The sequence below is a fragment of the Microbacterium sp. NC79 genome (genome assembly GCF_019061125.1).
In the GTDB taxonomy this organism is placed as follows: Bacteria; Actinomycetota; Actinomycetes; order Actinomycetales; family Microbacteriaceae; genus Microbacterium.
Map to the genome: position 1 here is coordinate 706,936 of NZ_JAHQYI010000001.1, position 25,984 is coordinate 732,919.

At 62.2% G+C, this 25,984-nt stretch carries 24 protein-coding genes; 9 read left to right on the forward strand and 15 right to left on the reverse strand.

Translation table 11 applies throughout. The features are described from left to right. Positions 1-1,011, reverse strand: a complete 1,011-nt coding sequence (trpS, locus tag KTJ77_RS03060; protein ID WP_217337039.1) for a tryptophan--tRNA ligase — start codon at positions 1,009-1,011, stop codon at positions 1-3. Positions 1,012-1,065: 54 nt separating this feature from the next. On the opposite strand from trpS, the gene KTJ77_RS03065 reads away from it, so the two are divergent. Then, positions 1,066-1,551 carry a hypothetical protein gene (locus KTJ77_RS03065; protein WP_217337040.1) on the forward strand — a complete coding sequence of 162 codons (486 nt, stop codon included), beginning with the start codon at positions 1,066-1,068 and terminating at the stop codon, positions 1,549-1,551. Positions 1,552-1,664: 113 nt separating this feature from the next. Here KTJ77_RS03065 and KTJ77_RS03070 read toward each other — a convergent pair whose 3' ends face one another. The 6 genes from KTJ77_RS03070 to sdhC form a co-directional block, all read right to left on the reverse strand. Further along, positions 1,665-2,504 carry an exodeoxyribonuclease III gene (locus tag KTJ77_RS03070; protein ID WP_217337041.1) on the reverse strand — a complete coding sequence of 280 codons (840 nt, stop codon included), beginning with the start codon at positions 2,502-2,504 and terminating at the stop codon, positions 1,665-1,667. A gap of 9 nt (positions 2,505-2,513) precedes the next feature. Next, positions 2,514-3,701 (reverse strand): YihY/virulence factor BrkB family protein, encoded by a 1,188-nt coding sequence (locus KTJ77_RS03075; protein ID WP_217337042.1) that lies wholly within the window; start codon positions 3,699-3,701, stop codon positions 2,514-2,516. A gap of 92 nt (positions 3,702-3,793) precedes the next feature. Continuing rightward, complete coding sequence (locus KTJ77_RS03080; protein WP_217337043.1) at positions 3,794-4,555, reverse strand: succinate dehydrogenase iron-sulfur subunit; 762 nt, start codon at positions 4,553-4,555, stop codon at positions 3,794-3,796. Continuing rightward, positions 4,555-6,354 carry a succinate dehydrogenase flavoprotein subunit gene (gene sdhA, locus KTJ77_RS03085; RefSeq protein WP_217337044.1) on the reverse strand — a complete coding sequence of 600 codons (1,800 nt, stop codon included), beginning with the start codon at positions 6,352-6,354 and terminating at the stop codon, positions 4,555-4,557. Before sdhA ends, KTJ77_RS03080 begins: the two co-directional genes overlap by 1 nt. Before the next feature lie 19 nt (positions 6,355-6,373). Beyond that, complete coding sequence (locus KTJ77_RS03090; RefSeq protein ID WP_217337045.1) at positions 6,374-6,835, reverse strand: succinate dehydrogenase hydrophobic membrane anchor subunit; 462 nt, start codon at positions 6,833-6,835, stop codon at positions 6,374-6,376. Further along, positions 6,835-7,269 carry a succinate dehydrogenase, cytochrome b556 subunit gene (gene sdhC / locus KTJ77_RS03095; protein ID WP_217337046.1) on the reverse strand — a complete coding sequence of 145 codons (435 nt, stop codon included), beginning with the start codon at positions 7,267-7,269 and terminating at the stop codon, positions 6,835-6,837. Before sdhC ends, KTJ77_RS03090 begins: the two co-directional genes overlap by 1 nt. Before the next feature lie 224 nt (positions 7,270-7,493). Here sdhC and KTJ77_RS03100 point away from each other — a divergent pair, with 224 nt between their 5' ends. From KTJ77_RS03100 to KTJ77_RS03135, 8 genes are all read left to right on the forward strand, one after another. Next, positions 7,494-8,609: a mannose-1-phosphate guanylyltransferase gene (locus KTJ77_RS03100; RefSeq protein ID WP_217337047.1), complete on the forward strand. Its 1,116-nt coding sequence runs from the start codon at positions 7,494-7,496 to the stop codon at positions 8,607-8,609. A 153-nt stretch (positions 8,610-8,762) separates the two neighbouring features. Beyond that, positions 8,763-9,881 carry a BMP family protein gene (locus KTJ77_RS03105; RefSeq protein WP_254367344.1) on the forward strand — a complete coding sequence of 373 codons (1,119 nt, stop codon included), beginning with the start codon at positions 8,763-8,765 and terminating at the stop codon, positions 9,879-9,881. A gap of 97 nt (positions 9,882-9,978) precedes the next feature. Further along, complete coding sequence (locus tag KTJ77_RS03110; RefSeq protein ID WP_217337049.1) at positions 9,979-11,490, forward strand: ABC transporter ATP-binding protein; 1,512 nt, start codon at positions 9,979-9,981, stop codon at positions 11,488-11,490. Further along, positions 11,487-12,938, forward strand: coding sequence for an ABC transporter permease (locus KTJ77_RS03115; protein ID WP_217337050.1), 1,452 nt, complete (start codon positions 11,487-11,489; stop codon positions 12,936-12,938). Before KTJ77_RS03110 ends, KTJ77_RS03115 begins: the two co-directional genes overlap by 4 nt. Continuing rightward, positions 12,935-14,200 carry an ABC transporter permease gene (locus KTJ77_RS03120; protein ID WP_367948809.1) on the forward strand — a complete coding sequence of 422 codons (1,266 nt, stop codon included), beginning with the start codon at positions 12,935-12,937 and terminating at the stop codon, positions 14,198-14,200. The genes KTJ77_RS03115 and KTJ77_RS03120 overlap by 4 nt, the downstream gene beginning before the upstream one ends. 10 nt (positions 14,201-14,210) lie before the next feature. Then, complete coding sequence (locus tag KTJ77_RS03125; RefSeq protein ID WP_217337051.1) at positions 14,211-14,612, forward strand: cytidine deaminase; 402 nt, start codon at positions 14,211-14,213, stop codon at positions 14,610-14,612. Beyond that, positions 14,609-15,901: a thymidine phosphorylase gene (locus KTJ77_RS03130; protein WP_217337052.1), complete on the forward strand. Its 1,293-nt coding sequence runs from the start codon at positions 14,609-14,611 to the stop codon at positions 15,899-15,901. The genes KTJ77_RS03125 and KTJ77_RS03130 overlap by 4 nt, the downstream gene beginning before the upstream one ends. Before the next feature lie 25 nt (positions 15,902-15,926). Further along, positions 15,927-17,042 (forward strand): adenosine deaminase, encoded by a 1,116-nt coding sequence (locus tag KTJ77_RS03135; RefSeq protein ID WP_217337053.1) that lies wholly within the window; start codon positions 15,927-15,929, stop codon positions 17,040-17,042. Between the two features lie 60 nt (positions 17,043-17,102). Here KTJ77_RS03135 and KTJ77_RS03140 read toward each other — a convergent pair whose 3' ends face one another. The 8 genes from KTJ77_RS03140 to KTJ77_RS03175 form a co-directional block, all read right to left on the reverse strand. Beyond that, complete coding sequence (locus KTJ77_RS03140; RefSeq protein WP_217337054.1) at positions 17,103-18,056, reverse strand: SDR family oxidoreductase; 954 nt, start codon at positions 18,054-18,056, stop codon at positions 17,103-17,105. Further along, the gene (locus KTJ77_RS03145) at positions 18,053-19,009 is read right to left on the reverse strand and encodes a bile acid:sodium symporter family protein (protein ID WP_217337055.1); all 957 of its coding nucleotides are present in this window, start codon (positions 19,007-19,009) and stop codon (positions 18,053-18,055) included. The genes KTJ77_RS03140 and KTJ77_RS03145 overlap by 4 nt, the downstream gene beginning before the upstream one ends. Continuing rightward, on the reverse strand, positions 19,006-20,304 hold the full coding sequence (locus KTJ77_RS03150; RefSeq protein WP_367948810.1) for a flavin-containing monooxygenase: 1,299 nt from the start codon (positions 20,302-20,304) through the stop codon (positions 19,006-19,008). Before KTJ77_RS03150 ends, KTJ77_RS03145 begins: the two co-directional genes overlap by 4 nt. 117 nt (positions 20,305-20,421) lie before the next feature. Then, positions 20,422-21,150, reverse strand: a complete 729-nt coding sequence (locus KTJ77_RS03155) for a TSUP family transporter (protein WP_217337056.1) — start codon at positions 21,148-21,150, stop codon at positions 20,422-20,424. Then, positions 21,150-21,767 carry a GNAT family N-acetyltransferase gene (locus KTJ77_RS03160; protein ID WP_217337057.1) on the reverse strand — a complete coding sequence of 206 codons (618 nt, stop codon included), beginning with the start codon at positions 21,765-21,767 and terminating at the stop codon, positions 21,150-21,152. The genes KTJ77_RS03155 and KTJ77_RS03160 overlap by 1 nt, the downstream gene beginning before the upstream one ends. Before the next feature lie 35 nt (positions 21,768-21,802). Next, on the reverse strand, positions 21,803-23,254 hold the full coding sequence (locus tag KTJ77_RS03165) for an MFS transporter (protein ID WP_217337058.1): 1,452 nt from the start codon (positions 23,252-23,254) through the stop codon (positions 21,803-21,805). 195 nt (positions 23,255-23,449) lie between these two features. Beyond that, the gene (locus tag KTJ77_RS03170) at positions 23,450-25,120 is read right to left on the reverse strand and encodes a phospho-sugar mutase (RefSeq protein WP_367948811.1); all 1,671 of its coding nucleotides are present in this window, start codon (positions 25,118-25,120) and stop codon (positions 23,450-23,452) included. Further along, a complete protein-coding gene (locus KTJ77_RS03175; protein ID WP_217337059.1) occupies positions 25,117-25,950 on the reverse strand; it encodes a purine-nucleoside phosphorylase in 834 nt (277 codons plus the stop codon). Before KTJ77_RS03175 ends, KTJ77_RS03170 begins: the two co-directional genes overlap by 4 nt. Positions 25,951-25,984: the final 34 nt, after the last annotated feature.

A 25,984-nucleotide genomic window follows, 5' to 3' on the forward strand; every position in this document is an offset into this window, starting at 1 on the left:
TTAGCGTGCGCGGCGCAGCAGGCCGACCTTGTCGTACACGTCGGTGAGAGTCTTGGTCGCGACCTCTTCTGCCTTGTCGGCGTTGCGCGCGAGTACGCGGTCGAGTTCGGCCCGGTCATCAAGTAGCTCAAGCACCTTTTCGCGCACCGGACCAAATTCGTTCACGACGGCTTCGGCGACGGCCTTTTTGAAGTCACCGTAACCACGACCGGCAAACTCGTCTTCAATCGCGGGGATCTGGCGACCCGTCATGGCCGCGTAGATCACCATCAGGTTCGAAACGCCGGGCTTTTCTTCGCGGTCGTACTTCACAACACCGTCGTTGTCGGTGACAGCGCGCATGATCTTCTTCGCGGTCTTCGACGGCTCATCAAGCAACCACAGCACACCGGCATCGGTCTCTGCCGATTTTGACATCTTCGACGTCGGGGTCTGCAGATCGTAGATGCGCGCGGTGTCTTGCTGAATCATCGCGTTGGGCACCGTGAAAGCCTCGCCAAAGCGCGAGTTGAAGCGCTCAGCGAGGTCGCGGGTCAGCTCAACGTGCTGCTTCTGGTCGTCGCCGACCGGAACCACGTTTGCCTGGTAGAGCAGAATGTCAGCTGCCATCAGCACCGGGTAGGTGAACAGGCCAACGCTCGTCGAGTCGGCGCCGTAGCGCTGCGACTTGTCTTTGAACTGCGTCATACGGCCAGCCTCACCGAAACCGGTGATGGTCGACAGAATCCACGCGAGCTCGGCGTGCGCGGGAACGTGCGACTGCACGTACAGCGTCGACTTTGCCGGCTCAATGCCAGCGGCAATGTACTGAGCGGCCGTGCGGCGGGTCTTCTCCGCGAGAATCTTGGGGTCTTGCGCCACGGTGATCGCGTGCAGGTCAACGACGGAGAAGAAGGCATCGTAGGAATCTTGCAGATCGCGCCACTGCATGAGGGCACCAATGTAGTTGCCGATCTGGAGTGAATCGGCGGACGGCTGCATTCCGGAATAAAGACGCGCTTTCTCAGTCACTCGTCAACCCTACTCGTTCTGTGCGCACTGCTCACGCGCTGACATACTGTCTGCATGCCTAAGCCGCAGTCCACGATCACCATTACCGACGCTGATATGCGATCGCACGGTCGCGACGTGATGCGATATCTGATGACGACGCCCACGATGCTGATCGCGTTCGCTTTTGTCGCCCTCGCAAGCGTGGCCGCGATCGTTGTCTCGCTGATGACCAATAACGTCACCATGCTGATCGCGGGGCTTGGCATGATTGTCATCACCGCGCTTGTGCCGTTTCTGCTGCGCTCGCAGGCGAAGAAGATGCTGCGTGCGGCGGCGCCTGAGGGGTCACGTCTCGCGACGAGCATCACGGATGACACCGTATGGTTGCAGTCGCCGCTGGCCACACAGACCCTGAAACTTAGCGGCTTCCAGAAGGCGACGCTCGTCGGCGACACCCTGATCCTGCGGTTCCGTGGCTCGACGAACTATTTAGCGTTGCCTGTGCGTGCTTTCACGCCAGACGCGGTGGCAACGGCACGCGAACGCGTGGGTGCATAGCCCCGTCGCCACGTGGCCGCGTAGCCAGGTAATCGCGTGGCCGCGTAGTCGCGTCGCTACGTGGGCGCATAGCCGCGTCGGTGCCACGTAGACGCACGCGACGCTGCGCCTGCTTAGCCGAGGCGGTAGTCGACCGTGACCGGGGCGTGATCGCTCCAGCGGGTGTCCCAGCTGGGCGCGCGCCAGACCGTATAGTTTTCCACGCGTTCGGCGAGAGCGGGGGAGGCCATGTGGTAATCGATGCGCCACCCGGTGTCGTTGTCGAATGCCTTGCCGCGGCTTGACCACCACGTGTACGGGCCATCGATCTCGCCGTGAAATGCGCGGCCAACGTCCACCCAACCGAGGCCAGGCCCCGTGGTTCCGTCGACTCCCGTCACGTCGGTGCCGTGCGCACCAAAGTAGCGGTCGAAGTAGGCACGTTCGCGCGGCAAGAAGCCGGCCTTTTTGACGTTGCCCTTCCAGTTGCGAATGTCGAACTCGCGGTGACCAACGTTGAGGTCGCCGGTGACAACGGCGAGTGCAGAGTCAGCCGAAAGCTCGGGCAAACGCAGATTCATCGCGTCTAGGAACGCCCACTTCGGGTCTTGCTTCGCGGGCGTCTCAGCCTCACCGGTCGGCACGTAAGCGCTCACCACGGTGACACGCTCGCCGTTAATGTCGAAGTCGGCTTCGATCCAGCGGCCCTTCGTGTCGTGCTCGTCGAGGCCGAACGCGGTGCGTACCGCAACCGGCTCTTGGCGTGAAGCGATCGCGACGCCGGCTCGCCCCTTCGCTGTCGCCTCATCGTCGACGAGCGTCCAGCCAGGCAGAGCCTTCTCGAGCTCAATGCGAGGCGCACGCACCTCCTGCAGAGTCAGAATGTCGACACCCGCGTCGGCAAGCCACGGGTGCATGCCCTTGCGAGCTGCCGCACGAACGCCGTTGACGTTGACCGAAGAGATACGTACCATGCCACAAGCCTAGCGGCGAGGGACGACAGTGATCTTGCGTTTGCCTGACTCTTCCAGCGCCGCTTCGGCCGCTGCCACCTGTAGCCGAAGTTCTTCTGCGCGTTCAGCCCAGTGCCGCACCTGACGGGTAGCCGCAGGACGAACGTACCAACGCGCCCCAGCACGCGCGATCCGCGCTTCGCGATAGCGCACGAGTGCCGCGTCGTGCAGGGTGCGCGCTTCCAGGAGCGCCCGTTCTTCATGCGATGGCAGCACGATGGCGATATTGCGGTCTTCGGCACTCACGGCCACCCATGCGGCGGCGAGGAGGATCACCGTCATGATGAGGCGGAACCACAACAGCAGACCGATGATCACAACGAAAGATGCGAGGAGGGGATTGGATGGCGTCTTACCGAGCAGATAACCGGCACCAACCTGCAAAATCGCGAGGCTGACGCCGCCAAGGAGTGCTCCGGGCAGGATCGGCTTCGTTTTGAGATCAGTACCGACCAAGAACCGGAACAACACGATCAAGGTGAAAATGTTGATGACGCAGGCAACGGCAATGGCGAGCACCTGGGTGCCCGTGCGCAGGAGCCACTCGTTGTCGGATAAACCGATCAGGTCGAGCACAAAGTTCAGCGTGCTGGAACCGACGGTCGACAGCACCGCACCGATCAGAAGCAGGATGGCGAACCCAATAGAGGCCAGGAGGTCGCGAACCTTGAGGATCACAAAAGCGCCGGTCTCGGGCGGGAGGCCAAAGATGTCACGAACAGCCTTGCGCACGTAACCCATCCAGCCGATCGCGGTCCAAATCACGGCGAGCAGTGCGGCGATACCGGTGATCGATAGCGCGCCGGTGGAGCTGACGACAACGTCACGCACCCGATCAGGGGTGAACAGGCCGCCGCTTTCTGCGATGACACCGGGAAGATACCCGTTGATGACGTCGATCAGGCCGTTGACTGCGGTCGTGCTGGCGCCCAGCCAAAACCCGAGAATGACGAGCGCGACGTAGATGGCGGCGGCGATCGCAAAGAACGCTTGGAAGCTCGCTCCAGACGCCAAGATAAAGCCATTACGCAGAGAGAAGCGCTGGAACACCCGGACTGGGAAGGAGCCCATGACCTTCTGCGCTGTCTCCGTCGCCTTTTCCACCACAGAGGCACGTTCGTCTGCAGTGGCTGTCTCCTGGTTCCGCTCTTCGCTCACACCCCCAGCGTACTCAACGGCGACTTTTCTGCGATGCACAAAAAAGTGGGCGCCACCCGAAGGTGACGCCCACTCACATGAAGATCAGCTGATCAACGACCGCCGCGCAGGACAGCCTGCTTGACCTCGGCAATAGCCTTGGTGACCTCGATGCCGCGCGGGCATGCCTCGGAACAGTTGAAGGTGGTGCGGCAACGCCACACGCCTTCCTTGTCGTTGAGGATGTCGAGGCGCACGTTTGCGGCATCGTCGCGCGAGTCGAAGATGAAGCGGTGTGCGTTCACGATGGCAGCCGGGCCGAAGTACTGGCCGTCGGTCCAGAACACGGGGCATGACGACGTGCACGCTGCGCACAGGATGCACTTGGTGGTGTCGTCGAAGATGGCGCGGTCCTTGATGGACTGCGTGCGCTCCTTGCCCGGCGTGGTGGGGGAGTTTGCCTGCAGGAAGGGCTGAACTTCGCGGTAGGAGGCGAAGAACGGCTCCATGTCGACGATGAGGTCCTTCTCCAGGGGCAGACCCTTGATGGCCTCAACGTAGATCGGCTGCGAAATATCGAGGTCCTTGATCAGCGTCTTGCACGCGAGACGGTTGCGGCCGTTGATACGCATAGCGTCGGAACCACAAATACCGTGTGCGCACGAGCGGCGGAACGACAGCGAACCGTCGACCTCCCACTTGATCTTGTGCAGGGCGTCAAGGACGCGGTCGGTCGAGTAGAGCTCGACATCGTAGTCAACCCAGCGCGGCTCTTCGTCAACTTCGGGGTCGAAGCGACGAACGATGAACGTCACAAGGAAAGACTGAACCTCATCGGATTCGGGCGTGCTGGCCTCAGCAACTGCAGTCGACATCAGTACTTCCTCTCCATGGGCTGGTAACGCGTCACGACGACGGGCTTCCAATCGAGCTTGATGTGGTCATCAGCGTTGGACGAGTGCGGGTCGCCCGTCAGGTACGCCATGGTGTGCTGCATGTAGTTCTCATCATCGCGGTTCGGGTAGTCGTCGCGCATGTGACCGCCACGGCTTTCCTTACGGTTCTTCGCGGTGACGACAACAACCTCGGCGAGGTCGAGCAAGAAGCCCAGCTCGACAGCCTCAAGCAGGTCGGTGTTGTAGCGCTTGCCCTTGTCATCGACGTGGACGTTCTTGTAGCGCTCGCGCAGCTCTTCGATCGTCTCGAGAACTTCGCCGAGCGACTCGTCGGTGCGGAACACCTGAGCCTTCGCATCCATGTCGTCCTGCAGCTTCTTACGAAGCGTCGCAATACGCTCGGTGCCCGGGTTGGAACGCAGGCCCTCGATCATCTCGCGAACTTCCTTCGCCGGGTCTTCCGGCAGTGGAACGAAGTCAGCGGTCTTGACGTACTCAACAGCGTTGCGGCCAGCGCGCTTACCGAACACGTTTATGTCAAGCAGCGAGTTGGTTCCGAGGCGGTTCGAGCCGTGCACCGAAACACATGCGCACTCGCCCGCGGCGTAGAGACCCGGAACAACGGTGGTGTTGTCGGCGAGAACCTCGGCGTTGACGTTGGTGGGGATACCACCCATGGCGTAGTGAGCGGTCGGCATCACCGGGACGGGCTCAACAACCGGGTCAACACCCAGGTAGGTACGAGCGAACTCGGTGATGTCGGGAAGCTTAGTCTCGAGGACCTCAGCACCGAGGTGCGTGCAGTCGAGGAGAACGTAGTCCTTGTGCGGACCAGCACCGCGACCCTCGGCTACTTCCTGAACCATCGAGCGCGCAACGATGTCACGCGGTGCGAGGTCCTTAATGGTCGGTGCGTAGCGCTCCATGAAGCGCTCACCCGAGGCGTTACGGAGGATAGCGCCCTCACCGCGAGCACCCTCGGTGAGGAGAATGCCGAGGCCGGCAAGGCCCGTCGGGTGGAACTGGAAGAACTCCATGTCTTCCAGCGGGAGGCGCTTGCGCCAAATGATGCCAACGCCGTCACCTGTCAGGGTGTGTGCGTTCGACGTCGTCTTGAAGATCTTGCCGAAGCCACCCGTTGCGAAGATGACGGCCTTCGAGTGGAAGACGTGCAGTTCGCCCGTTGCCAGCTCGTATGCCACGACACCGGCAACCTGCGTTGCACCGTTTTCGTCTTCAACCGTAATGAGGTCGAGGGCGTAGAACTCGTTGAAGAAGTTGATGCCCAAGCGCACGCAGTTCTGGAACAGCGTCTGCAGAATCATGTGACCGGTACGGTCAGCGGCGTAGCAGGCGCGGCGCACAGCGGCCTTACCGTGGTCGCGGGTGTGACCACCAAAGCGACGCTGGTCGATCTTGCCGTCTTCCGTACGGTTGAAGGGAAGGCCCATGTTCTCGAGGTCGATGACCGCGTCGATGGCTTCCTTTGCGAGGATCTCAGCAGCGTCCTGGTCGACGAGGTAGTCGCCACCCTTAACGGTGTCAAAGGTGTGCCACTCCCAGCTGTCTTCCTCAACGTTGGCGAGGGCTGCAGCCATGCCACCCTGTGCCGCACCGGTGTGCGAACGCGTCGGGTAGAGCTTGGTGATGACGGCGGTCTTCGCACCCGGGCCAGCTTCGATAGCTGCTCGCATGCCTGCTCCACCAGCACCGACGATGACAACGTCGAACTGGTGGTAGTGAACGCCGTCGCGGATAACGGAATCTGAAGTATTCACGTGGTTGTGCCTAGCTTTTCTACTTGCCCGTCAGTTCTGCACATGCTTCCCACAGCGCGCCATCTTCGAAGACACCGTTGCAGGGGTCAAACGTGAAGACAACAAGCGTGCCGAGGACGATGAGCAGACCGACAGCGATCCAGATCGCGGAGACGAGCACCTTGCGGGCTGTCTTGTTCAAGACGTAGTCGTTGGTGATGGTGCGCATGCCGTTTGCACCGTGGATGAGACCGAGCCACAGCATGGCGACGTCCCACCACTGCCAGAACGGCGTGGCGAACTTGCCGCCGACGAAACCGAAGTCGATGGCAGAGATGCCGTCGCCGACCATCAGGTTGACGAACAGGTGACCGAAGATGAGAACGACCAGCACGACACCGCTCACGCGCATGTACAGCCAGCCCCACTTTTCGAGGTTGGCGCCGCCGTTGCGGGGAGCAGCCGCCGAGGAGCGGGGAGTCGCGAGAGTTTCAGCAGACATCAGTGACCTCCTCCTGCGTGCGCAAGAACGTTCGGGATGTGGCGAACGGCGAATGCGCCGACGAGAACAACCCAAATGCCAATGACGATCCAGAACATCTGCTTCTGGTACTTCGCGCCCTTGGACCAGAAGTCCACCAGGATGATGCGCAGACCGTTGATCGCGTGGTAGACGATGCCGGCGACGAGGATGAGTTCGCCGAAGCCCATGAGTGGGTTCTTGTACGTCGACATGACGGCGTCGTACGCGTCAGGAGAGACGCGAATGAGTGCAGTGTCCAAAACGTGGACAAGCAAGAAGAAGAAAATCGCGACACCTGTAATTCGGTGCAGCACCCATGACCACATACCCTCATTGCCGCGGTAGAGCGTTCCACGCGGCGTTTTTGAGGTGGTCTCGGATACCGACGGTGTCAAGCGAGCGCTTGCGGACACGTCGTCCTCCCTGATCGATGCGAGCTTTGCGGGCGCCAATGAAGCGCGAGCGTAGGTCTCTATCCTATTCCTGTAATTTCGCTGGGGGCGAATGAGGCATACCTAAACGCGGGCATAAATGGCGACAATGTGCCTGAATCGTGATCTTGATCGCGCGAAAGCTGGCGTCCCGCTTCGCGTCGTGGTGCGGCGGTGTCGCGGGAGCGACGGGCTAACCTTGCACCATGCAAGGCAAGCTCTCTGACTTTTATGCCGTTATTCCTGCCGGTGGTATCGGTAGCCGCCTCTGGCCGTTGTCGCGCGCAGACGCACCCAAGTTCTTGCACGACCTCACCGGTTCCGGGCAATCTCTGCTGCGTGACACGTGGGATCGCCTCGAGCCGCTCTCGGGCAGTGACCGGATCGCCGTCGTTACCGGCCGCGCCCACCGTGCCGCCGTCGAACACGAGCTCCCGGGAGTCGCCGACCTCAACGTCTTTCTCGAATCAGAGCCGCGTGAATCTGCGGCAGCCATCGGGCTCGCTGCCGCAATTCTGCAACGCCGCGAACCCAATGTGATTATTGGTTCCTTCGCCGCAGACCACGTTATTCAGGGCACCAACCGCTTTGAATGGGCAGTCGAGCAAGCCGTCGCCGTCGCCCGCGAGGGCTATATCTGCACGATCGGTATTCCACCGCTCGAGCCGAGCGTCGGGTTTGGTTACATCCGCAGTGGCGATGAGCTGGAGGTAAAGGGCGCTCCTGAAGCCCTCCTCGTCAGGGAGTTTGTCGAGAAGCCAGACCTGGAAACGGCGAAGCGCTACGTCGAAGCGCGCACCTACCTGTGGAACGCTGGCATGTTTATTGCTCGCGCCGACGTCATCCTCGCCGAACTTGCGAGAAATGAGCCTGAGCTCCACGCTGGGCTGATTGAGCTTGCCGAAGCGTGGGACGACCGTGACAAGCGCGGACCAGCGGTCGATCGGATTTGGCCGGAACTGAAGAAGATTGCCATTGACTATGCGGTGGCGGAACCAGCGGCTGCGGCTGGCACGCTGGCTGTGATTCCCGGGCACTTCGATTGGGATGATGTCGGTGACTTCGCCAGCCTCGCCAAGCTGAACTCGCGCGGCCGTGGCAATGACCTGGCCATACTGGGGGAGAACGCCCGAGTACTTGCCGATGCATCAAGCGGAATTCTCGTTTCACAGACCACGCGCGTCATCTCCGTAGTGGGAGTGAAAGACATTGTGATCGTTGACACTCCGGACGCGTTACTCGTGACCACAAGTGAGCACGCACAACGCGTGAAGGGCGTCGTTGACGCACTGAAACTCACCGGCAGAGGCGACGTACTCTAACGAGAAAGGCGTGCACTTCTGAGTGCTCATATGAGCAATCTGTTTCGGCTTTGTAACCTTTGCCGTCAGAGTAAGGCAACACAAGCGTCATGCGGGGTAACTTTCTGGGAGCGAACCCGTGAATGGCGCGGGCGATCAATCGCGGAGGCAACCTTGACTATTTCCACCACCAAGAAGCTTGCTGGCGGCGTCCTCGCTGCTGGCCTCATCTTCTCGCTTGCCGGTTGTGGCCAGGCGCCGGCCACCGAGCCGACGACCGGTGCAACCGACGGCGCAACGACCGAGCCCTCGGCTGCAGCAACCGACTTCCTCGGCTGCATCGTTTCGGACGCCGGCGGTTTTGACGACAAGTCGTTCAACCAGCTGTCGTTCGAGGGCCTGATGCGCGCAACGGACGAGCTCGGCGCTGAGTCGAAGTCCGTTGAATCCAACTCTGAGGCTGAGTACGGCCCGAACATCGACGGCCTCGCAGCTGAAGGCTGCAACGCTATCGTTTCGGTCGGCTTCGCTCTGTCGGCGGCAACCGTTGAGGCTGCACTGGCAAACCCCGACACCGACTTCATCCTTGTCGACGACGCCGCAGACAACGACTTCGACGGCAAGAAGGACGCCGAGAACATCAAGCCGCTGCTGTACGACACCGCTGAAGCCGCGTTCCTCGCTGGCTACCTGTCGGCTGGTTACTCGGAGGCTGGCAAGGTCGGCACGTTCGGTGGCATGGAGTTCCCGACCGTCACGATCTTCATGGACGGCTTCAAGCAGGGTGTCGACCACTACAACTCGGTCAACGGCACCAAGGTTGAGGTTGTTGGTTGGGACGGCAAGACCGGAACCTTCACCGGTGGCTTCGAAGCTAACGCTGACGCCAAGACCGCAGCATCGAACGTCATCGCTCAGGGCGTCGACGTGATCCTGCCCGTCGGTGGCCCGATCTACCAGTCGGCTCTCCAGGCAATCCAGGAGTCGGGTCGCGACATCGCCCTCATCGGTGTTGACGCTGACCTGTTCGAGACCGACCCGAACACTCAGGACTTCGTGCTGACGTCGATCCTGAAGTCGATGGACCTGTCGACCTACGAAGCAACCATGGCTTCGGCCGAGGGCACGCTCGACTTCGACGCATACATCGGAACGCTGGAGAACGGTGGCGTCGGCATTGCTGACCTGCACAACTTCGCGGACAAGGTCGATGCGGCACTGCTCGCTGAGGTTGACGCTCTCAAGGCTGACATCATTGCAGGCAAGGTCACGGTTACGAGCTACCTCGACTAAGACCTACAGATAGAGGGAGGTCGGCGCATGCCGGCCTCCCTCTCCTGTCCACAGCCGGGGATAGCCCTGGCTCAACACCGCTCACTAGGATCTGACCATGAAGCTCGAGCTGCGCGACATTACAAAGAGGTTTGGGGCTCTCACCGCCAACGACCACATCAACCTGACGGTCAACCCCGGTGAAATCCACTGTCTCCTGGGCGAGAACGGCGCTGGCAAGTCCACGCTGATGAACGTTCTCTACGGCCTCTACCAGGCTGACGACGGAGACATCCTGCTGGACGATGTCGTGCAGTCGTTCTCCGGCCCAGGCGATGCGATGGCCGCTGGCATCGGCATGGTGCACCAGCACTTCATGCTGATTCCGGTGTTTACCGTCGCCGAAAACGTCATGCTCGGCCACGAACCCAACAAAATGGGCGTGCTCGATCTGAACGCAGCCCGAGAACTCGTGCGCTCGATTTCGCAGCGCTTTGGTTTCGACGTTGACCCCGACGCTGTCGTTGAAGACCTTCCCGTCGGCGTGCAGCAGCGCGTGGAAATCATCAAGGCGCTCTCCCGCGACGCCAAGGTCTTGGTGTTCGACGAGCCCACCGCCGTGCTCACCCCGCAGGAAACGGATGAGCTGATGGCCACGATGCGCCAGCTCCGTGATGCGGGCACAGCCATCGTCTTCATCACCCACAAACTTCGTGAGGTCCGCGCTGTTGCTGACCGCATCACGGTTATTCGTCTCGGTAAGGTCGTTGGCGAAGCCAGCCCGACCGCGACAAACGAAGAGCTGGCGTCGCTCATGGTCGGCCGCGCTGTCGCGCTCACGGTCGACAAGGGCAAGGCACAACCCGGTGAGGTCGCCCTCGCCGTTCGCGACCTCACGGTCGTCGATCCCAAGGGCATCGTGCTCGTCGACGACGTGTCATTCGACGTTCGTGCTGGCGAAGTCCTCGCCATCGCTGGTGTGCAGGGCAACGGGCAGACCGAACTGACCGAAGCCATCATGGGCCTGCAACCGAAGACGCGTGGTTCCATCAACCTGAACGGCGCCGAACTTGTCGGCCGCTCCGTGCGTTCCATCGTCGAAGCCGGTGTCGGCTTCGTGCCGGAGGACCGCAAGGTCGATGGCCTCGTTTCGGAGTTCTCCATCGCAGAGAACCTGATGCTGACGCGCTCATACGGCAAGCCGTTCTCCCGCTTTGGAACCATTCGCTCGCGGTTCCTGAATGACTACGCACGCAAATCGATTGACGAGTTCGACGTGCGCACGCAGGGTCCCGACCAGGCCGCAGGCCGGTTGAGCGGCGGAAACCAGCAGAAGGTGGTGCTCGCTCGTGAGCTCGGCCACGACCTGTCGCTTTTTGTTGCCGCACAGCCGACGCGTGGCGTCGACGTCGGCTCGATCGAGTTCATTCACAAGCGCATCATTGAGACTCGCGATGCTGGTGTCCCGGTGATCGTGATCTCCACAGAACTGGATGAGGTCGCCGCACTCGCCGACCGCATCATGGTGATGTACCGCGGAAAGGTTGTTGGCATCGTGCCTGGAGATACTCCCCGTGACGCCCTCGGCATGATGATGGCCGGTATCACTCCGGAAGGAGTCAGCGCATGACCACGACCGCAACAGCCCCGCAGGTTGAAGAAACGGCGCCCAGGAAGGGTCGTTTTGACGGCGTCGGCCGCGAAATCATGATGAGCCAGTTCCCGGTGGTCCTTGGCGCATTTGTGCTCGCCGTCATCGCCGGATCCCTGCTCATCGTCTTTACGAACGAAGGCGTGCAGGCAACGGCCGGCTACTTCTTCGCCAAACCACAAGACATGCTGGCCGCCGCTGGCAACGCGATTGCCGAAGCCTACTCAGCGCTCTTCCGCGGTGCCATCTACGACTACACGAAGCCGACCTTTGCCCAGGGCATCGGTAGCCTCATGAACTCGTTGCACGAAGCAACGCCGCTGATCGCTGCCGGTCTTGGTGTCGGCCTCGCGTTCCGTGTCGGCATGTTCAACATTGGTGGCCAGGGACAGATTCTGCTTGCCGCTGCTGGCGCTGGCTGGGTTGCGACGCGCATGGAGCTGCCCGCTGGAGTCCACCTCATTGTCGCGCTCGTCGTCGGCGTCGCATTCGGCGCGCTGTGGGCGGGTATCGCAGGCATCCTGAAGGCACGAACGGGCGCACACGAGGTCATCGTGACCATCATGCTGAACCACGTCGCACGGTACCTCCTGCTGTTCGCCCTCGGCACCCAGTGGCTACTGCAGGCCATTGGATCCAGCAACGTAAAGACGGGCTACATGGCTGAGACGGCCGTGCTTCCGAAGCTGTTCGGTGACCAGTACCGCGTCACGATCGGCCTGGTCATCGTCGTTATCGCCGTGTTCTTCGTGTGGTGGCTCCTGGAGAAGTCGAGCCTCGGCTTCCGCATGCGTGTGGTGGGGGAGAACCCGGCAGCCGCACGCACCGCCGGTATCAATGTGGGCCGCATGTACTTCCTCGGCATGCTGATCGCCGGTGCCCTCGTCGGCATCGCCGGCGTGACGCTCGCCCTGTCGAGCAAGGCTCCCTTTGGTGACGGCGTCGATGCCGGTATTGGTTTCGACGCGATCACCGTTGCCCTGCTCGGTGGATCGACGCCCTTCGGTATCCTCGCTGCTGGCCTCCTGTTTGGCATGTTCCAGGCGGGCTCAGTGACGATGAAGATCGCCCAGGTTCCTGCTGAACTTGTCGACATCGTGCTGGCACTTATCGTCCTGTTCATTGCGGCTCCGCCCCTGGTGCGCGCGATCTTCGGATTGCCGAAGCCAGGCAAGCCGACGCGTGCCGAGCGCAAGGCACGCAAGCGTGCTGCTGTTGACCGCGCTAATCTCGGCGCCGCGATGGTGGCGCCCAGCGTCGCGACGATCGCCGTAGACGCCGCGGACGCCGCCGAAGAGGCGCAACCCATCGACGGCATGCCAGATGCAGACGTGATCTCGACTGATCTCGCTCATGGCAACGTTCAGCCGGTGGAGGGCGATGCGGTCGGCCTCGATCCCCTCGACGAGGAAGGATTCGACAAGTGACCAGTGCAGACATGTCGACAATTGTCGAACCGCGCACCGTCGTTGTGCGCTCCCTGAAGAACCCGATCGTGATGACCGTTGTCGCACTCGCGATCACGGCACTCGTCGTGCTGGTTCCGCGTCGGGGCGTCGCAAACTTCTGCATCCAGGTGCTCTGCTCCGGCGGCGAAGGCATCGTTGAGGTGCCGGCTGGCCCCGTCAGTATCGCGTTTGGTATTGTCATGCTCGCGATCGCCGCGTACTCGTTTGTGCTCGCCAACAAGGGCAAGAAGATGCCGATGGCGCTGACCGCGCTGTTCATTTTCTCGCTGGTTTTTGCGTTTGCAACCTGGGCAAGCTCGGGCAAGATGCTCACCGTCGTCACCCTGCTTTCCGGAGCACTGGCCCTTGCCATTCCGCTCGTGCTTGGTGCTTTGGGCGGCGTGATCGGTGAGCGTGCCGGTGTCGTCAACATCGCGATCGAAGCGCAGCTGCTTGGTGGCGCGTTTACCGCTGCGGCGGTCGGAACCATGACGGGCTCGCCCTGGTGGGGTCTGGTGGCAGCCGTGGTTGCTGGCGCGTTGATCGGTCTGGTGCTGGCTGTCTTTGCCATCACGTACTACGTCAACCAGGTGATCGTCGGTGTGGTGCTCAACGTGCTGATCGCTGGCCTCACGACGTTCCTCGTGAAGGCCTGGCTGGACCCGGCTGGCCTCAACTCGCCGCCGCTACTGCCAAGGGTCAAGATTCCGCTGCTCGGCGATATCCCGATCATTGGCCCGGTGTTCTTCGACCAGTCCGTGCTCGTCTACATCATGTTCGTCATTGTTTTCGCGGTGTCGTTCGCGATGTTCCGCACCCGCTGGGGTCTGCGTCTGCGCGCCGTTGGTGAGCACCCGCAGGCGGCAGACACTGTCGGCATTAAGGTCGCACGCACCCGCTACCTCAACGTGATGATGGCCGGTGGGATTGCCGGAATCGGTGGCGCCTACTACACGCTCGTGGTAAACCCCGAGTTCGGTGAGAACATCACCGCAGGCGCGGGCTTTATCGCCCTCGCCGCCGTGATCTTCGGTAAGTGGGATCCGATCAAGGCAACGCTGGCTGCCCTGCTGTTCGGCTTTGCCACCAACCTGCAGTCCCAACTGTCTGTGATGAACTCTGGCGTTCCCAGCCAGTTCCTCGCGATGGTTCCGTACCTGCTGACCATCTTTGTTGTCGCCGGACTCGTCGGCCGGGCTCGCCCGCCGGCAGCCTCGGGCGAGCCCTACATCAAGAACTAATCGGAGAATCATGACGGATATTGACTGGGACGAGCTGCGCACAGCAGCAACCGAAGCGATGAAGAAGGCCTACGTGCCGTACTCGCGCTACCCGGTCGGAGCCGCGGCACTGGTCAGCGATGGCCGGATCGTTTCCGGCTGCAACGTCGAGAACGCGTCGTACGGTGTCACGCTGTGCGCAGAGTGCGGCCTGGCATCGCAATTGGCGATGACCGGCGGCGGCAAGCTCGTCGCGTTCGTGTGCGTTGACGGGCACGGTGCCACGCTGATGCCGTGCGGTCGGTGCCGTCAGCTCCTGTTCGAACACGCACTGCCTGGCATGCTGCTGGAGACGGTGTCGGGTATCCGCACGATTGACGAGGTTCTGCCCGATGCCTTTGGCCCGCGCGACCTTGAGGAGTTTGGCCGATGAGTATCGAAGCATTTGACGCCGTAGACGTTATTCGCGCGAAGCGCGATCACAAGCCGATCCCCGAAGACGCGCTGCGCTGGCTGATCGACGCGTACACGCGTGAGTATGTCACCGATGCGCAAATGGCATCGTTTGCCATGGCCGTGCTGCTCAATGGCATGACCCGCGATGAGATCCGCGTGATGACCGACGCGATGATCGCATCGGGGGAGCGGATGAGCTTTGCCGGTCTCGGCAAACTCACTGTCGACAAGCACTCCACCGGCGGCGTCGGCGACAAGATCACCCTCCCGCTCGCACCGCTTGTTGCCTCGTTCGGTGTCGCGGTTCCGCAGCTCTCCGGCCGTGGCCTCGGCCACACCGGCGGCACGCTCGACAAGCTTGAGTCCATCTCGGGCTGGCGGGCGGCGCTGTCGAACGAAGAGATGTTTGCGCAGCTGGGCAGCGAGGTCGGCGCGGTGATTTGTGCGGCAGGCTCTGGCCTGGCGCCAGCAGATAAGCGTCTGTACGCACTGCGTGATGTCACCGGAACGGTCGAGGCTATTCCGCTGATTGCCTCGAGCATCATGTCGAAGAAGATTGCAGAAGGAACCGGCGCGCTCGTTCTTGACGTGAAGTTTGGTTCCGGCGCATTTATGCAAGACATTAACCGTGCGCGTGAGCTCGCGGAGACGATGGTCGCGCTCGGTACGGACTCGGGCGTTGCCACGACGGCGCTGTTGACCGACATGAACAGCCCGCTGGGCCGGGCAATCGGTAACGCGAATGAAGTGCGCGAATCGGTTGAGGTGCTTGCCGGCGGCGGACCCGCCGATGTCGTTGAACTCACGGTGGCGCTCGCTCGAGAAATGCTCTCACTCGTTGGCCAGCCCGATGCTGATGTGGAGGCCGCGCTGAAGGATGGCCGGGCGATGGACTCGTGGCGTGCCATGATTTCCGCGCAAGATGGCGACCCGGATGCAGCGCTGCCGACGCCGAATGAGACGCACACTGTCGTTGCGCCGCGGTCGGGTGTTGTCACCCGCCTGGAAGCGCTGCCTTTCGGTATTTCGGCGTGGCGTCTGGGCGCCGGACGCGCGCGTCCGCAAGACCCGGTTATTCACGCAGCTGGCATTGATCTGCACGCGCAGGTAGGCGATACGGTTGAAGCTGGTGCGCCGCTGTTCACGCTGTCGGCAAATGACGAATCCCGATTCTCTCGTGCGCTTGAATCGCTTGAGGGAGCGTGGGAGATTGGAGACACGGCAGTTGTCCGTGGTCCTCTCGTGCGCGAGCGCATCACCGCGTAAAGACTCTCAGAACAAGGGGTATCTCATGTCAATCGACCAGCACGGTGACGCCAAGTTGGAAGGCGTTTCGCTGCGGAGCCTGCCGAAGGTGTCGTTGCACGATCACCTCGATGGCGGCGTACGCCCGGCGACGATCATTGAGCTCGCCGACGAACACGGGATCACAACCCCGGCCGCTGACGCCAAGGCGCTGGACGCCTGGTTTGCGAAGCAGGGCGAATCCGGTTCGCTCGTCGAGTACCTAAAGTCGTTCGAGCTGTCGACTTCGGTCATGCAAACTGAGGCGGCGCTGACGCGTATCGCACGCGAGTTTGTTGAAGACTTGGCCCAGGATGGCGTCGTCTACGGTGAGATGCGCTGGGCACCGGAACAGCACGTGGCCGGTGGCCTCACGCTGGAGCAAGCGGTCGACGCGATTCAGGACGGCATCGAGGAGGGTGAGGACGCAGTCGCGAGCCGCGGCCACGATATTCGTGTCGGCCAGCTCATTACCGCGATGCGCCACACCGATCGCTCACTGGAGATCGCGAAGCTCGCCGTTGACTATCGCAATCGCGGCGTCGTCGGTTTTGACATCGCTGGCGCCGAAGACGGATTCTTGCCTTCACAGCACCGTGACGCGTTTGACTACCTCGCCACGAACTTCTTCCCGACCACGGTTCACGCGGGAGAAGCAGCTGGCCTTGATTCGATTCGTTCCGCACTGATCGATGGCCGGGCGTTGCGCCTCGGCCACGGCGTTCGCCTCGCCGAGGATCTTGACGTCGTCGGTCGCGACGATGAAGAGGTGCGCGTGCAGTTTGGCGACCTTGCCCGCTGGGTGCGCGATCGGGAGATTCCGCTTGAGCTGTCACCGTCGTCGAACCTGCAGACCGGGGCGATTGCTGCGTGGGGCACCGAGATGGTGGATCACCCGTTTGACCTCTTGTACCAGCTCGGTTTCGCTGTCACCGTCAACGTCGATAACCGGACGATGAGCCGCACGTCACTCACGCGCGAGCTCAAGCTGCTTGCAGACGCTTTTGAATACACGCTGGAAGACATTGAAGCTTTCCAGCTGAACGCCGCCGCTGCCGCCTTCCTCGCGGTGGAAGAGCGCGAAGAACTCATCGAGATCATCGCCGAGGGCTTCGAGAAGTAACATCATCAACAACGAAACCGGCGCCGCACCATAAGCGGGCGCCGGTTTCGTTATTTTCGATTAGCGGCGGGCAACGCCCGGGTGCGTCTGCAGATAGTGTTCAAACGCCTCGGCCGACGTGTGCGACGGCGTCAAACCAAACTGTTCGCGCAGCGCCGTGTTGTCGAGCACCGGGCGGTACCGCAAAAAGCCGACCTGAGCCGGGCCATGCACGGTCAAACGAAGCGCATGCGCGATTCTGAGGGCCAACGACAACAGACCGGCAGGCACGCGCAGCACGGGCTTGCCGAGGCGTGCGGCGATCTCCGTCACGGTGAGCGCTCCCGTTCCGGCCACGTTGAAAATTCCAGCCGGACCATCGGTCGAGGCCCGCACCATGGCGGCGGCAACGTCATCGGCCCACACAAAGACGAAGGGCGATTCAGAACCGCGGATTGCCAAAATGCGGTTGCCGTCCCACAGCGCGGTGATCTGGTTCTTCACCGTCGGACCCAAAATGGTTCCGATGCGGAAGACAACCTGTTCCAGCTGCGGATGTTCGATGCGCGCGTCGGCGAGCATGCGTTCGACGAGCGCCTTGTGACGGGAGTAGTCGAACTCGTCGCTGCCGCGGGTGGGCCACTCTTCGGTAATCCACGCGGGATTGTCGGCGTGATAGCCATAGGCGGCGCCAGAACTCGACACGACGAGACGTCGAACCCCGGCGGCGATGCACGCGTCAATCACGTTGCGGGAGCCTTCCACATCGACGCGATACTCCAGATCGGCGTCGTGGCCCGGGTTCACGATGGCGGCGAGATGCACCACGGTATCGATGTTGTACTGATCCAAAATCGGAACCAGGCTGCCAGGTGCCGTCACATCGCACGTGGCGTCAATGACACCGTCGCGCGGATGCTCAGGCAAGCGAACATCGGCTGAGATCACGGCGTCGACATCAGGATGAGTGGCCAGCGCGGTCACGACGTGAGAGCCGAGAAATCCGGAACCGCCGGTGACGAGTACGCGCGTCATGCGGTTGCTTCTGGGGCGGGAGCAAAACGAGAAGCGTCGCCCTGTGCTGAGCCCGTCTTGCGCTTGGTGTGCAGCGCCCACAGGCTCGCGACGATCAGGCCAGCGATGATGTCCCAGATTCCCCACCAGCCAGCAACGATGGCCATACCGCCCAAACCGTCGAAGAACATGAACACCAGCCCGAGGCCGAGGCCCGCGTTACGGATGCCCACTTCGAACGTCATTGCCTTCCGTTCCCGTGTGCCCAGGCCGCTGACTGCTGCCGTGCTGTAGCCGACGCCGAGGGCGACGGCGTCGTGCACGGTGACGACCAGGATGATGACGCCGAGGAATGCGATGAAGAATGACCAGTTGCCGACGAGCGCAATGACGATGAACGCGAGCAGCGCGATCAGGCTGAACCACTTGACGGCCGGCTGAACGCGCTTTGAGAACGTCGGGAACTTGGCACGAATGGCAAGGCCCGCCAGGAAAGGCAAACCGATGATCAGCACGATGTCGAGCAGCAGTTGCCACGTATTGAGTTCAACGGCACGCAGCAGCTCGTGCGCTGTGGGATGCATCGAACCCCAAAATGCGATCGACAGCGGCATGGCGACGATGTAGAGCAGGTTTCCGACGGCGGTCATCGACACCGACAGCGCGACGTTTCCTCCGGAGCGGTGGGTGAGCACTTGGGAGATATTGCCTGGAGGGCAGCACGCGACCAAGATCATGCCGAGTGCCATGGAGGGCGTCACGGGCAGAATGAGGGTCAAACCAAACGTGACCGCAGGCAGAATCAGCAACTGCGCGAGGATGGCCACGATAAACGGCTTGGGGTGCTTCGCGACGATTGTGAAGTCGCGCGGCGCGACGTCCAGCGCGATGCCAAACATGATGAGCGCGAGCACCACGTTCAGCAGAACGAGGGAGTTGGGGGAGAAGTTGAGGACAACCTCGTCGATATTCATGCGCTCACCTTCAGCGTCTGTGCCGTCGACGAAACCACGCGGCGGTAGGCGTCTTTGTTGACGTAGTAGCTCATGCGGTCCAGGCCCAGGTAGTTGTATCCGCCGGTCACATCGGGCCAGGGATCATTCATGACGCGTTCGCGGAAGGCGCGCGCCTTCTCCGGGTCTTCGCGCTCGGCGCGCAGGTATGCCGCGACCAGCTCGGCCTGCTCGGCGCGCCCCTGCCAGCCGATGCCCGACGCCTCGATCATGCCGAGCACGTACAGTCCGTTGAAGCTCGGCGGAAAGACGTTGAGGTACAGGTCCGGGCTCGCACCCGTCCAGTGCAGATCGGCGCGGTCTGCGAAAGGGTAGTCCAGCTTGTACCCGGTGGCGAGCAGAATCAGGTCGTACTCACCTGTCGATCCGTCACGAAAGTGCACCGTGGTTCCGTCGAACCGATCAATATCGGCTCGAATGCGCAGGTCGCCCTGCCCCAGGTGGTTCAGAATCAGGGTGTTGACGATGGGGTGTGATTCGTAAATCTTGTAGTTCGGCTTCGGAAACCCGAACCGCACCGGGTCGCCGGTGAAGGCCTGCAGGATGCGCTTGTCAATAAACTGCTTGATCTTTGCCGGGAGCGGCCGGCCCTGGTTCAGCGTGTCCGATGGCCGGCCAAACAGGTACCGCGGCACGAAGTAGTACCCGCGGCGCACGCTCATGTCGACCGAGCGCGCGTGGTGCACGGCGTCGACGGCAATATCGCAACCGCTGTTGCCCGCACCAATAATGAGCACGCGCTTGCCGGTGAGCTGAGTGGCCGACTTATATGCGCTGGTGTGCATGATCTCGCCGCTGAACTCGCCTCGGAACGACGGAATGTGGGGTTCAGCGAGCGTTCCGTTTGCGAGGATCACACCCGCATGGCGATGCGTGTGCTCGCCTTCCGCGTCGATAACGCTAACGAGCCATTCGGAACCATCGCGGCGCACCCGCGTGACACGGGTCGAGAAATGAAACTTCTCGTCGAGACGGAAGTGGGCGGCAAAATCACCGAAGTAGGTCTTTAGCTCACGGTGACTGGGGTAGTCGGCCGTCGAGGCCATCGGAAACTCGGTGAACTCGGTCGTGGTGCGTGACGAAATAAGGTGTGCAGACTCATACATCGTGCTGCGTGGATTTTCGATGTCCCAGAGCCCACCGACGCCGGTGGAAGCTTCATATCCCTGAAACGGAATTCGGGCTTTTTGGAGGGCTCGCGCAGCAGCAAGACCGGTGGGACCTGCGCCAATGATGGCATAGGGCAATGGGGGCACGACATTCTCCTCGCACGACGGTGTGCGCCTCGGGTGGGCAGTAGCGCCATCCTACTCAGCGAGCCCACGGGTTCCGAAGCCCGCGAGGGTTCTGAAAGGGCACGCTACCCGATGCGGCTACCCGATACCCATCAGCAACAGAATGCCGCGGATCAGAGCCACAATTCCGCCACACCATGCGATGACGATCATGGCGCGACGCGCGATCGCCGCAGGCACGAATCGGGACAGCAGTGACCCCGCAATGATGCCGAGCACCGTGGTGATGATCAGGATCGAAACATCGATCGTGTTCGTTGTGGGCAGACCGCGCGTTATCACGCTGCCGAGACTCAGGACAGCGAAGATTACCTGCACGGTGGCGGTAAAGCTGCGCTGGTTCCAGCGGTCACCGACGGCGTGCGCGGCGAGCGGCGGGCCGGACAGACCACTGGTGGCGTGCATGAATCCGGCGGCGGCGCCCGAGGCCATTGCGCCGGTACGACCGACGAACAGCCGGGAAAGAGACGGAATCTTGCCAGCGGTAAGGGCAAAGAATGCGAGAAGCGCGATGAGGATCAGGAGCCATGCTTCGTCGAGCATACGCACGACCATCGCGCCGAGCGGAACCATGGCGATGCCAGGCAGAGCGATCCAGACAAAGCGACGCCAATCGATATCGCGCCACACCATCGGTATTGCGGTGAGGGATGCGGCAAGCGCCAACAGCACGGCGATCGTGGTGCCCTCGACTGCGCCATAGATCAGCACGAGCGGGCCAAAGAGGGCAAGCACAAACCCGAGGCCGGTGATGCGCTGAATGATGGCCGCAATCAACGTCGCAACTGCGGCAATAGCCAGCGTCATCAGGGCGCTGCTGGTAGCGAATTGGCCGCCTCAAAGCGAGCGATGCGAGCGTGCAGGCCCAGTCGTACCGTTGGCCATTCATGAGGCAGGACGGAGAAAACCACGGTGTCGCGGAGTGTTCCGTCGCGCCCGATGCGATCATTTCGCAGAATGCCGTCTTGTTTCGCGCCCAGCTTTGCGATGGCGGCGCGCGAGCGCAGGTTGTGTGCGTGGGTGCGAAACTCCACCGCAATCACATGGCACTGTTCGAACGCGTGCCCGAGCATGAGGAGCTTGGCGGCCGGGTTGATGACAGTGCCACGCACGCGGGGTGAATACCAGGTGTATCCAACCTCGGTGCGCGGGGTGGTGGCGTCGATATTGCAGAGCGTGGTGGCGCCGACGACGCGACCATCTGCCCGTGCGCGAACGACAAACGGATTCATCATGCCGCTATCGCGCAGCGCGAGGCGCCGCTCGGTATCCGCAGCAACCTCGTCGGCACGTGGCACGCTGGTAAACCACAGGTCTTCTGTAATTTCGGCGGCAGCAACGGCGAGCTCCGCATTGTGAGCTTCGGTGAGGGGCTCCAGGGTGACGTGATCGGATGCAAGCGTGATGATTTCGGTGAGCAGCACCCTCCGAGCATAAGCGCGGTTGGTGGCGGCGCCGGTTACTCCTTGGGATCCCGCATTTCATTAATACTGTCTGCCATGCTCGCCGAGGCCGCACCCGCAGATCCGCTCGCCGCAGCGTTTTGGATCGGCGCGGCATCAAACAGGCCCTCACCGCCTGCGCCCGGCGCGCTGTCGTCGCTCGCCGCTGTGGTGGTTCCGCTGTTTGCCGTCATGATCTTGGCCGCCGCGGTCGCGCGGCGCCCGGCGGGGGAGAGGATAGCGATCCCCACGATGACGAACGTCAGCAGGCCGGCGGCGACCAGGAGCGTCTCGATGGCGACTATGTCGGCGAGCGGGCCGAGGATCACCATGCCGAACGGCATCGCAACGGCCATCACGATGCTGACGAATCCGAAGACTCGGCCCTGACGTTCCGGTTCCACGGTCTCCTGAATCAGCGTCATGGACGCGGTGGAGAAGAACGGTACGGCCAAGCCCACCAAGAACATGAAGGCGAAGAAGACGATGGTGTTCGGGCTGAACCCAAGGCCGATCGACAGCGCTCCGAAGACAAACGACGACACCACGATCGCACCAATCCGGTTGACCTTCGCGAAGACCGTTGCGATCAAGATGCCGCCGAGCATCATGCCGACACTGAACGCGATCTCCAGAATCGTCAGGTTGGCAATGTCGAGTGACTCGTTGCCTGTGCCGAACGTGCGCACCAGCATGAGCGGCGTGAGGTTGGACGGAGCGACGGTCAGAATGAAGACGATCGCGAATAGCACGAGCAGCCAACGCAAGAACGAGTGGGTGGCGACGTACTTCACACCATCGACCAGATCGGTCAAGTAGCCCGTTTCGGCGTCGCCGGATCGCTCCACCCTGCTGACACGCACGAAGGCCAGCAAGCCAATGCCGATGGCCGCGGTGACAACGTCGATGAAGAAGATCGGAACCAGCGCTGCGGTTGAGGAGCCTGCCGCCTGGGCAGTGATGGCAAACAGGGCGCCAGCTGCGGCCGGAACCAACAGTGCCATCGCGGAGTTGATCGACTGCAGAATGCCGTTGACGCGAATCAGGTGCGGGGCCGGGGTGATTTGCGGAATCATGGCCGACACCGCGGGTGTCTGCACGCCGGCGCCGGCAGAACGGATGGCGAGGGTGAGGAAAATTGCCCACAGCGGCGCCTCGCCGGTCATCAACAGGATGGCAAGCGCGAGGGTGGTCACCGCAATTGATGCGTCAGCGACGATGATCAGGTACTTGCGGTTGTGGCGATCAGCCCAGACGCCGCCGAAAACTGACACGATGGCCTGCGGCAAGAAACCGAAGACCGCGGCGAGAGTCATAATCCAGCCCGACTTAAACTCCAGCGTGAGGTACCAAAACACCGCATACTGCACGAGCATCGAGCCGAACAGGCTCACGGTCTGCCCCGACATGAACATGATGACTGACCGAAGCCAGCGCGTGGGCGGCGTGGTGGTGGGGGTGGCGTGCATGGGGATCCTCTGGTGCCCGCGAAATATCGCGTCGAAACTGTAACACGATATATCGCGTCTTGGTAGGGGGAAAGTAGGTCGGATACGCGCGCTGACCCCACGCGCCGACGGTCTTGATCGCACGGCCGCAACACGGCACCGAGCCCCTGGTTCCGTGGCCAAAAGGCAGCGGAACCAGGGGCTCGGCTCGCAGAACTAGGACAGTTCCGCGAGGAGCGTCCGCATCGCGGCATCCATCGCGGCAATGCGTGTTGCCGACGCTTGCGCGGAATCGTCCTTCGCGTCGAGGTATGCCTTGAGTTTCGGCTCCGTGCCGCTCGGGCGCACGATGACACGTGAGCCCGATGCCAACCGGTATCGAAGCACGTCGCCGGAGGGCACCCCGGCGGGCACGTCGAGCAAGTCTTCTGCGGTCACGACCGCGTCGTCGCCGATGTGCGTGGGAGGCGTGGCACGCAACGCAGCCATGATGCGGGAAATAATGCTCACATCATCGACGCGAATGGAGACCTGGCCGCTTGCGAAGTGACCAAACGTCTCGGCAGACTCCTCCAGCAGACCCGCCAGTGTGGTTCCATTTTCACGAGCTTCTGCGGCAAGACCGAGCAAAGCGACCGCAGCGGAGATGCCATCCTTGTCGCGCACGGTCTCCGGGTTCACCAGGTATCCGAGGGCCTCTTCGAAGCCGAACACCATGCCGGGGGCGCGGGAGATCCACTTGAACCCGGTGAGGGTCTCGTGAAAGTCCAGGCCGAAGTGTGCGGCAATCGCACCGAGGCCGGGGGAGGAGACGAGCGAACAGGCGAGCGAAGCGCCAGCGGTGGCCTGCGCGGCGCGGGCGGCGCGCCAACCCAGCAGCAGTCCGACCTCATTGCCTGTGAGTCGACGCCATCCGCCGTCAACCGGGATTGCTACCGCAAGACGATCGGCATCGGGGTCGTTCGCGATGATGAAGTCGGCGTTTGTCGCGGCGGCCGTCTCGTAAGACAGATCCATGGCGCCCGGCTCTTCCGGGTTAGGGAAAGCGACCGTCGGAAACGCGCCGTCCGGCTGCAGTTGGGCGGGCACGGTCTCTGGGAGCGGGTAACCTGCCGCCTCCAGAACGCGCTGCATGGTCTCCCATCCGACACCATGCATCGCCGTGTACACCCAGCGCATGTCGGCTGCCGCTGCGGGGGCGGGAGCAACGGCAGCGGTGGCTGCGACGTAGGCCTCAACAATTGACTCGGCGCCGATTTCGTATGCGTCAGAGCGCTCGAGGTCGGCGACCGAGAGCGTGTCAGCAACGCGTTGAATGTGTGCCGCGATTTCGGCGTCTGCGGGTGCCACGATTTGCGCGCCCTGATCGGCGCCGCCGAGGTACACCTTGTAGCCGTTGTCGTTCGGCGGGTTGTGGCTCGCCGTCACCATCACGCCGGCATCGGCGTTCAGATGACGGACAGCGAACGCAAGAACAGGCGTCGGCAGCAGACGCGGCAACAGCACCGCATGCAGGCCAGCGCCCGCAAAGATTTCCGCCGAGTCCTTCGCGAAAACATCGGAATTGCGGCGACCGTCGTAGCCGATCACCACGGTGGGGGTGCGGCCCGGGTTCTTTTCTGCGAGGTACGCCGCGAAGCCGGCGGCGGCCTGGGCGACGAGCACCCGGTTCATGCGCGCGGAACCAGCGCCCAGCTCGCCACGCAAGCCTGCGGTTCCGAAGGCCAAGCGTGTGTCGAAGCGGTCGATGATGTCGGCTTGCGCGGCCGGGTTGCCATCCATCGCGTGGTTGATGAGTTCATCAAGCTCGTGATGCGTCACATCGTCGGGGTCTTGCGCCAGCCAGGCGACGGCGCGGCGCAGTGCCGTGGTGAGATCGATCGTCACAGTGCCTCGATAATCTTTGCGAGCAGGGCCGAAATGATCGGCTCTGCGGTCTTTCCTGCCTCGATGACCTCTTCGTGGCTCAGCGGTGTTTGCTGAATGCCAGCGGCGAGGTTCGTGATGAGGCTGAGGCCGAGGATCTCCATGCCAGCCTGGCGAGCGGCAATCGCTTCGAGCGCCGTCGACATGCCGACAATGTGACCGCCGATGGCCTTTGCCATCTGCACTTCTGCCGGGGTCTCATAGTGCGGACCACGGAACTGCGTGTAGACACCCTCATCGAGCGTCGGATCGATCGTGTGCGCAATGTCGCGCAACCGCTTCGAGTACAGGTCGGTGAGGTCGATGAAGGTGGCGCCCTCAAGCGGCGAGTCTGCCGTCAGGTTGAGGTGATCGCTAATGAGCACGGGCTGACCGGGGCTCCAGGTCTCCTTGATGCCGCCGGCACCATTGGTGAGCACCATGATCTTCGCGCCGGTTGCTGCGGCGGTCCGCACCGAGTGCACAACGCGGCGAACGCCGTGGTTCTCGTAGTAGTGCGTGCGTGCACCGATCACGAGGACGTTCTTGCCATCAGGCGTACGGACGCTACGAATGGTTCCGACGTGACCCGCCAGCGCGGGGCGCGAGAATCCGGTGACCTCCGTCGCTGGAATGGTGGCGACGGTCTCACCGATGAGCTCGGCGGCCTTACCCCAACCGCTTCCGAGCGTCAGTGCGATGTCGTGCTGCTCGACGCCGGTGAGGCGGGCGATGTCAGCTGCGGCCTGTGCGGCGATCGCAAAAGGATCAGCGGCCGGGTTCTCAAGAGGGTTATCCCACGAATCAGACATTCCTCTACTCTAGGAACCCGCGCGCGTGCGCGCC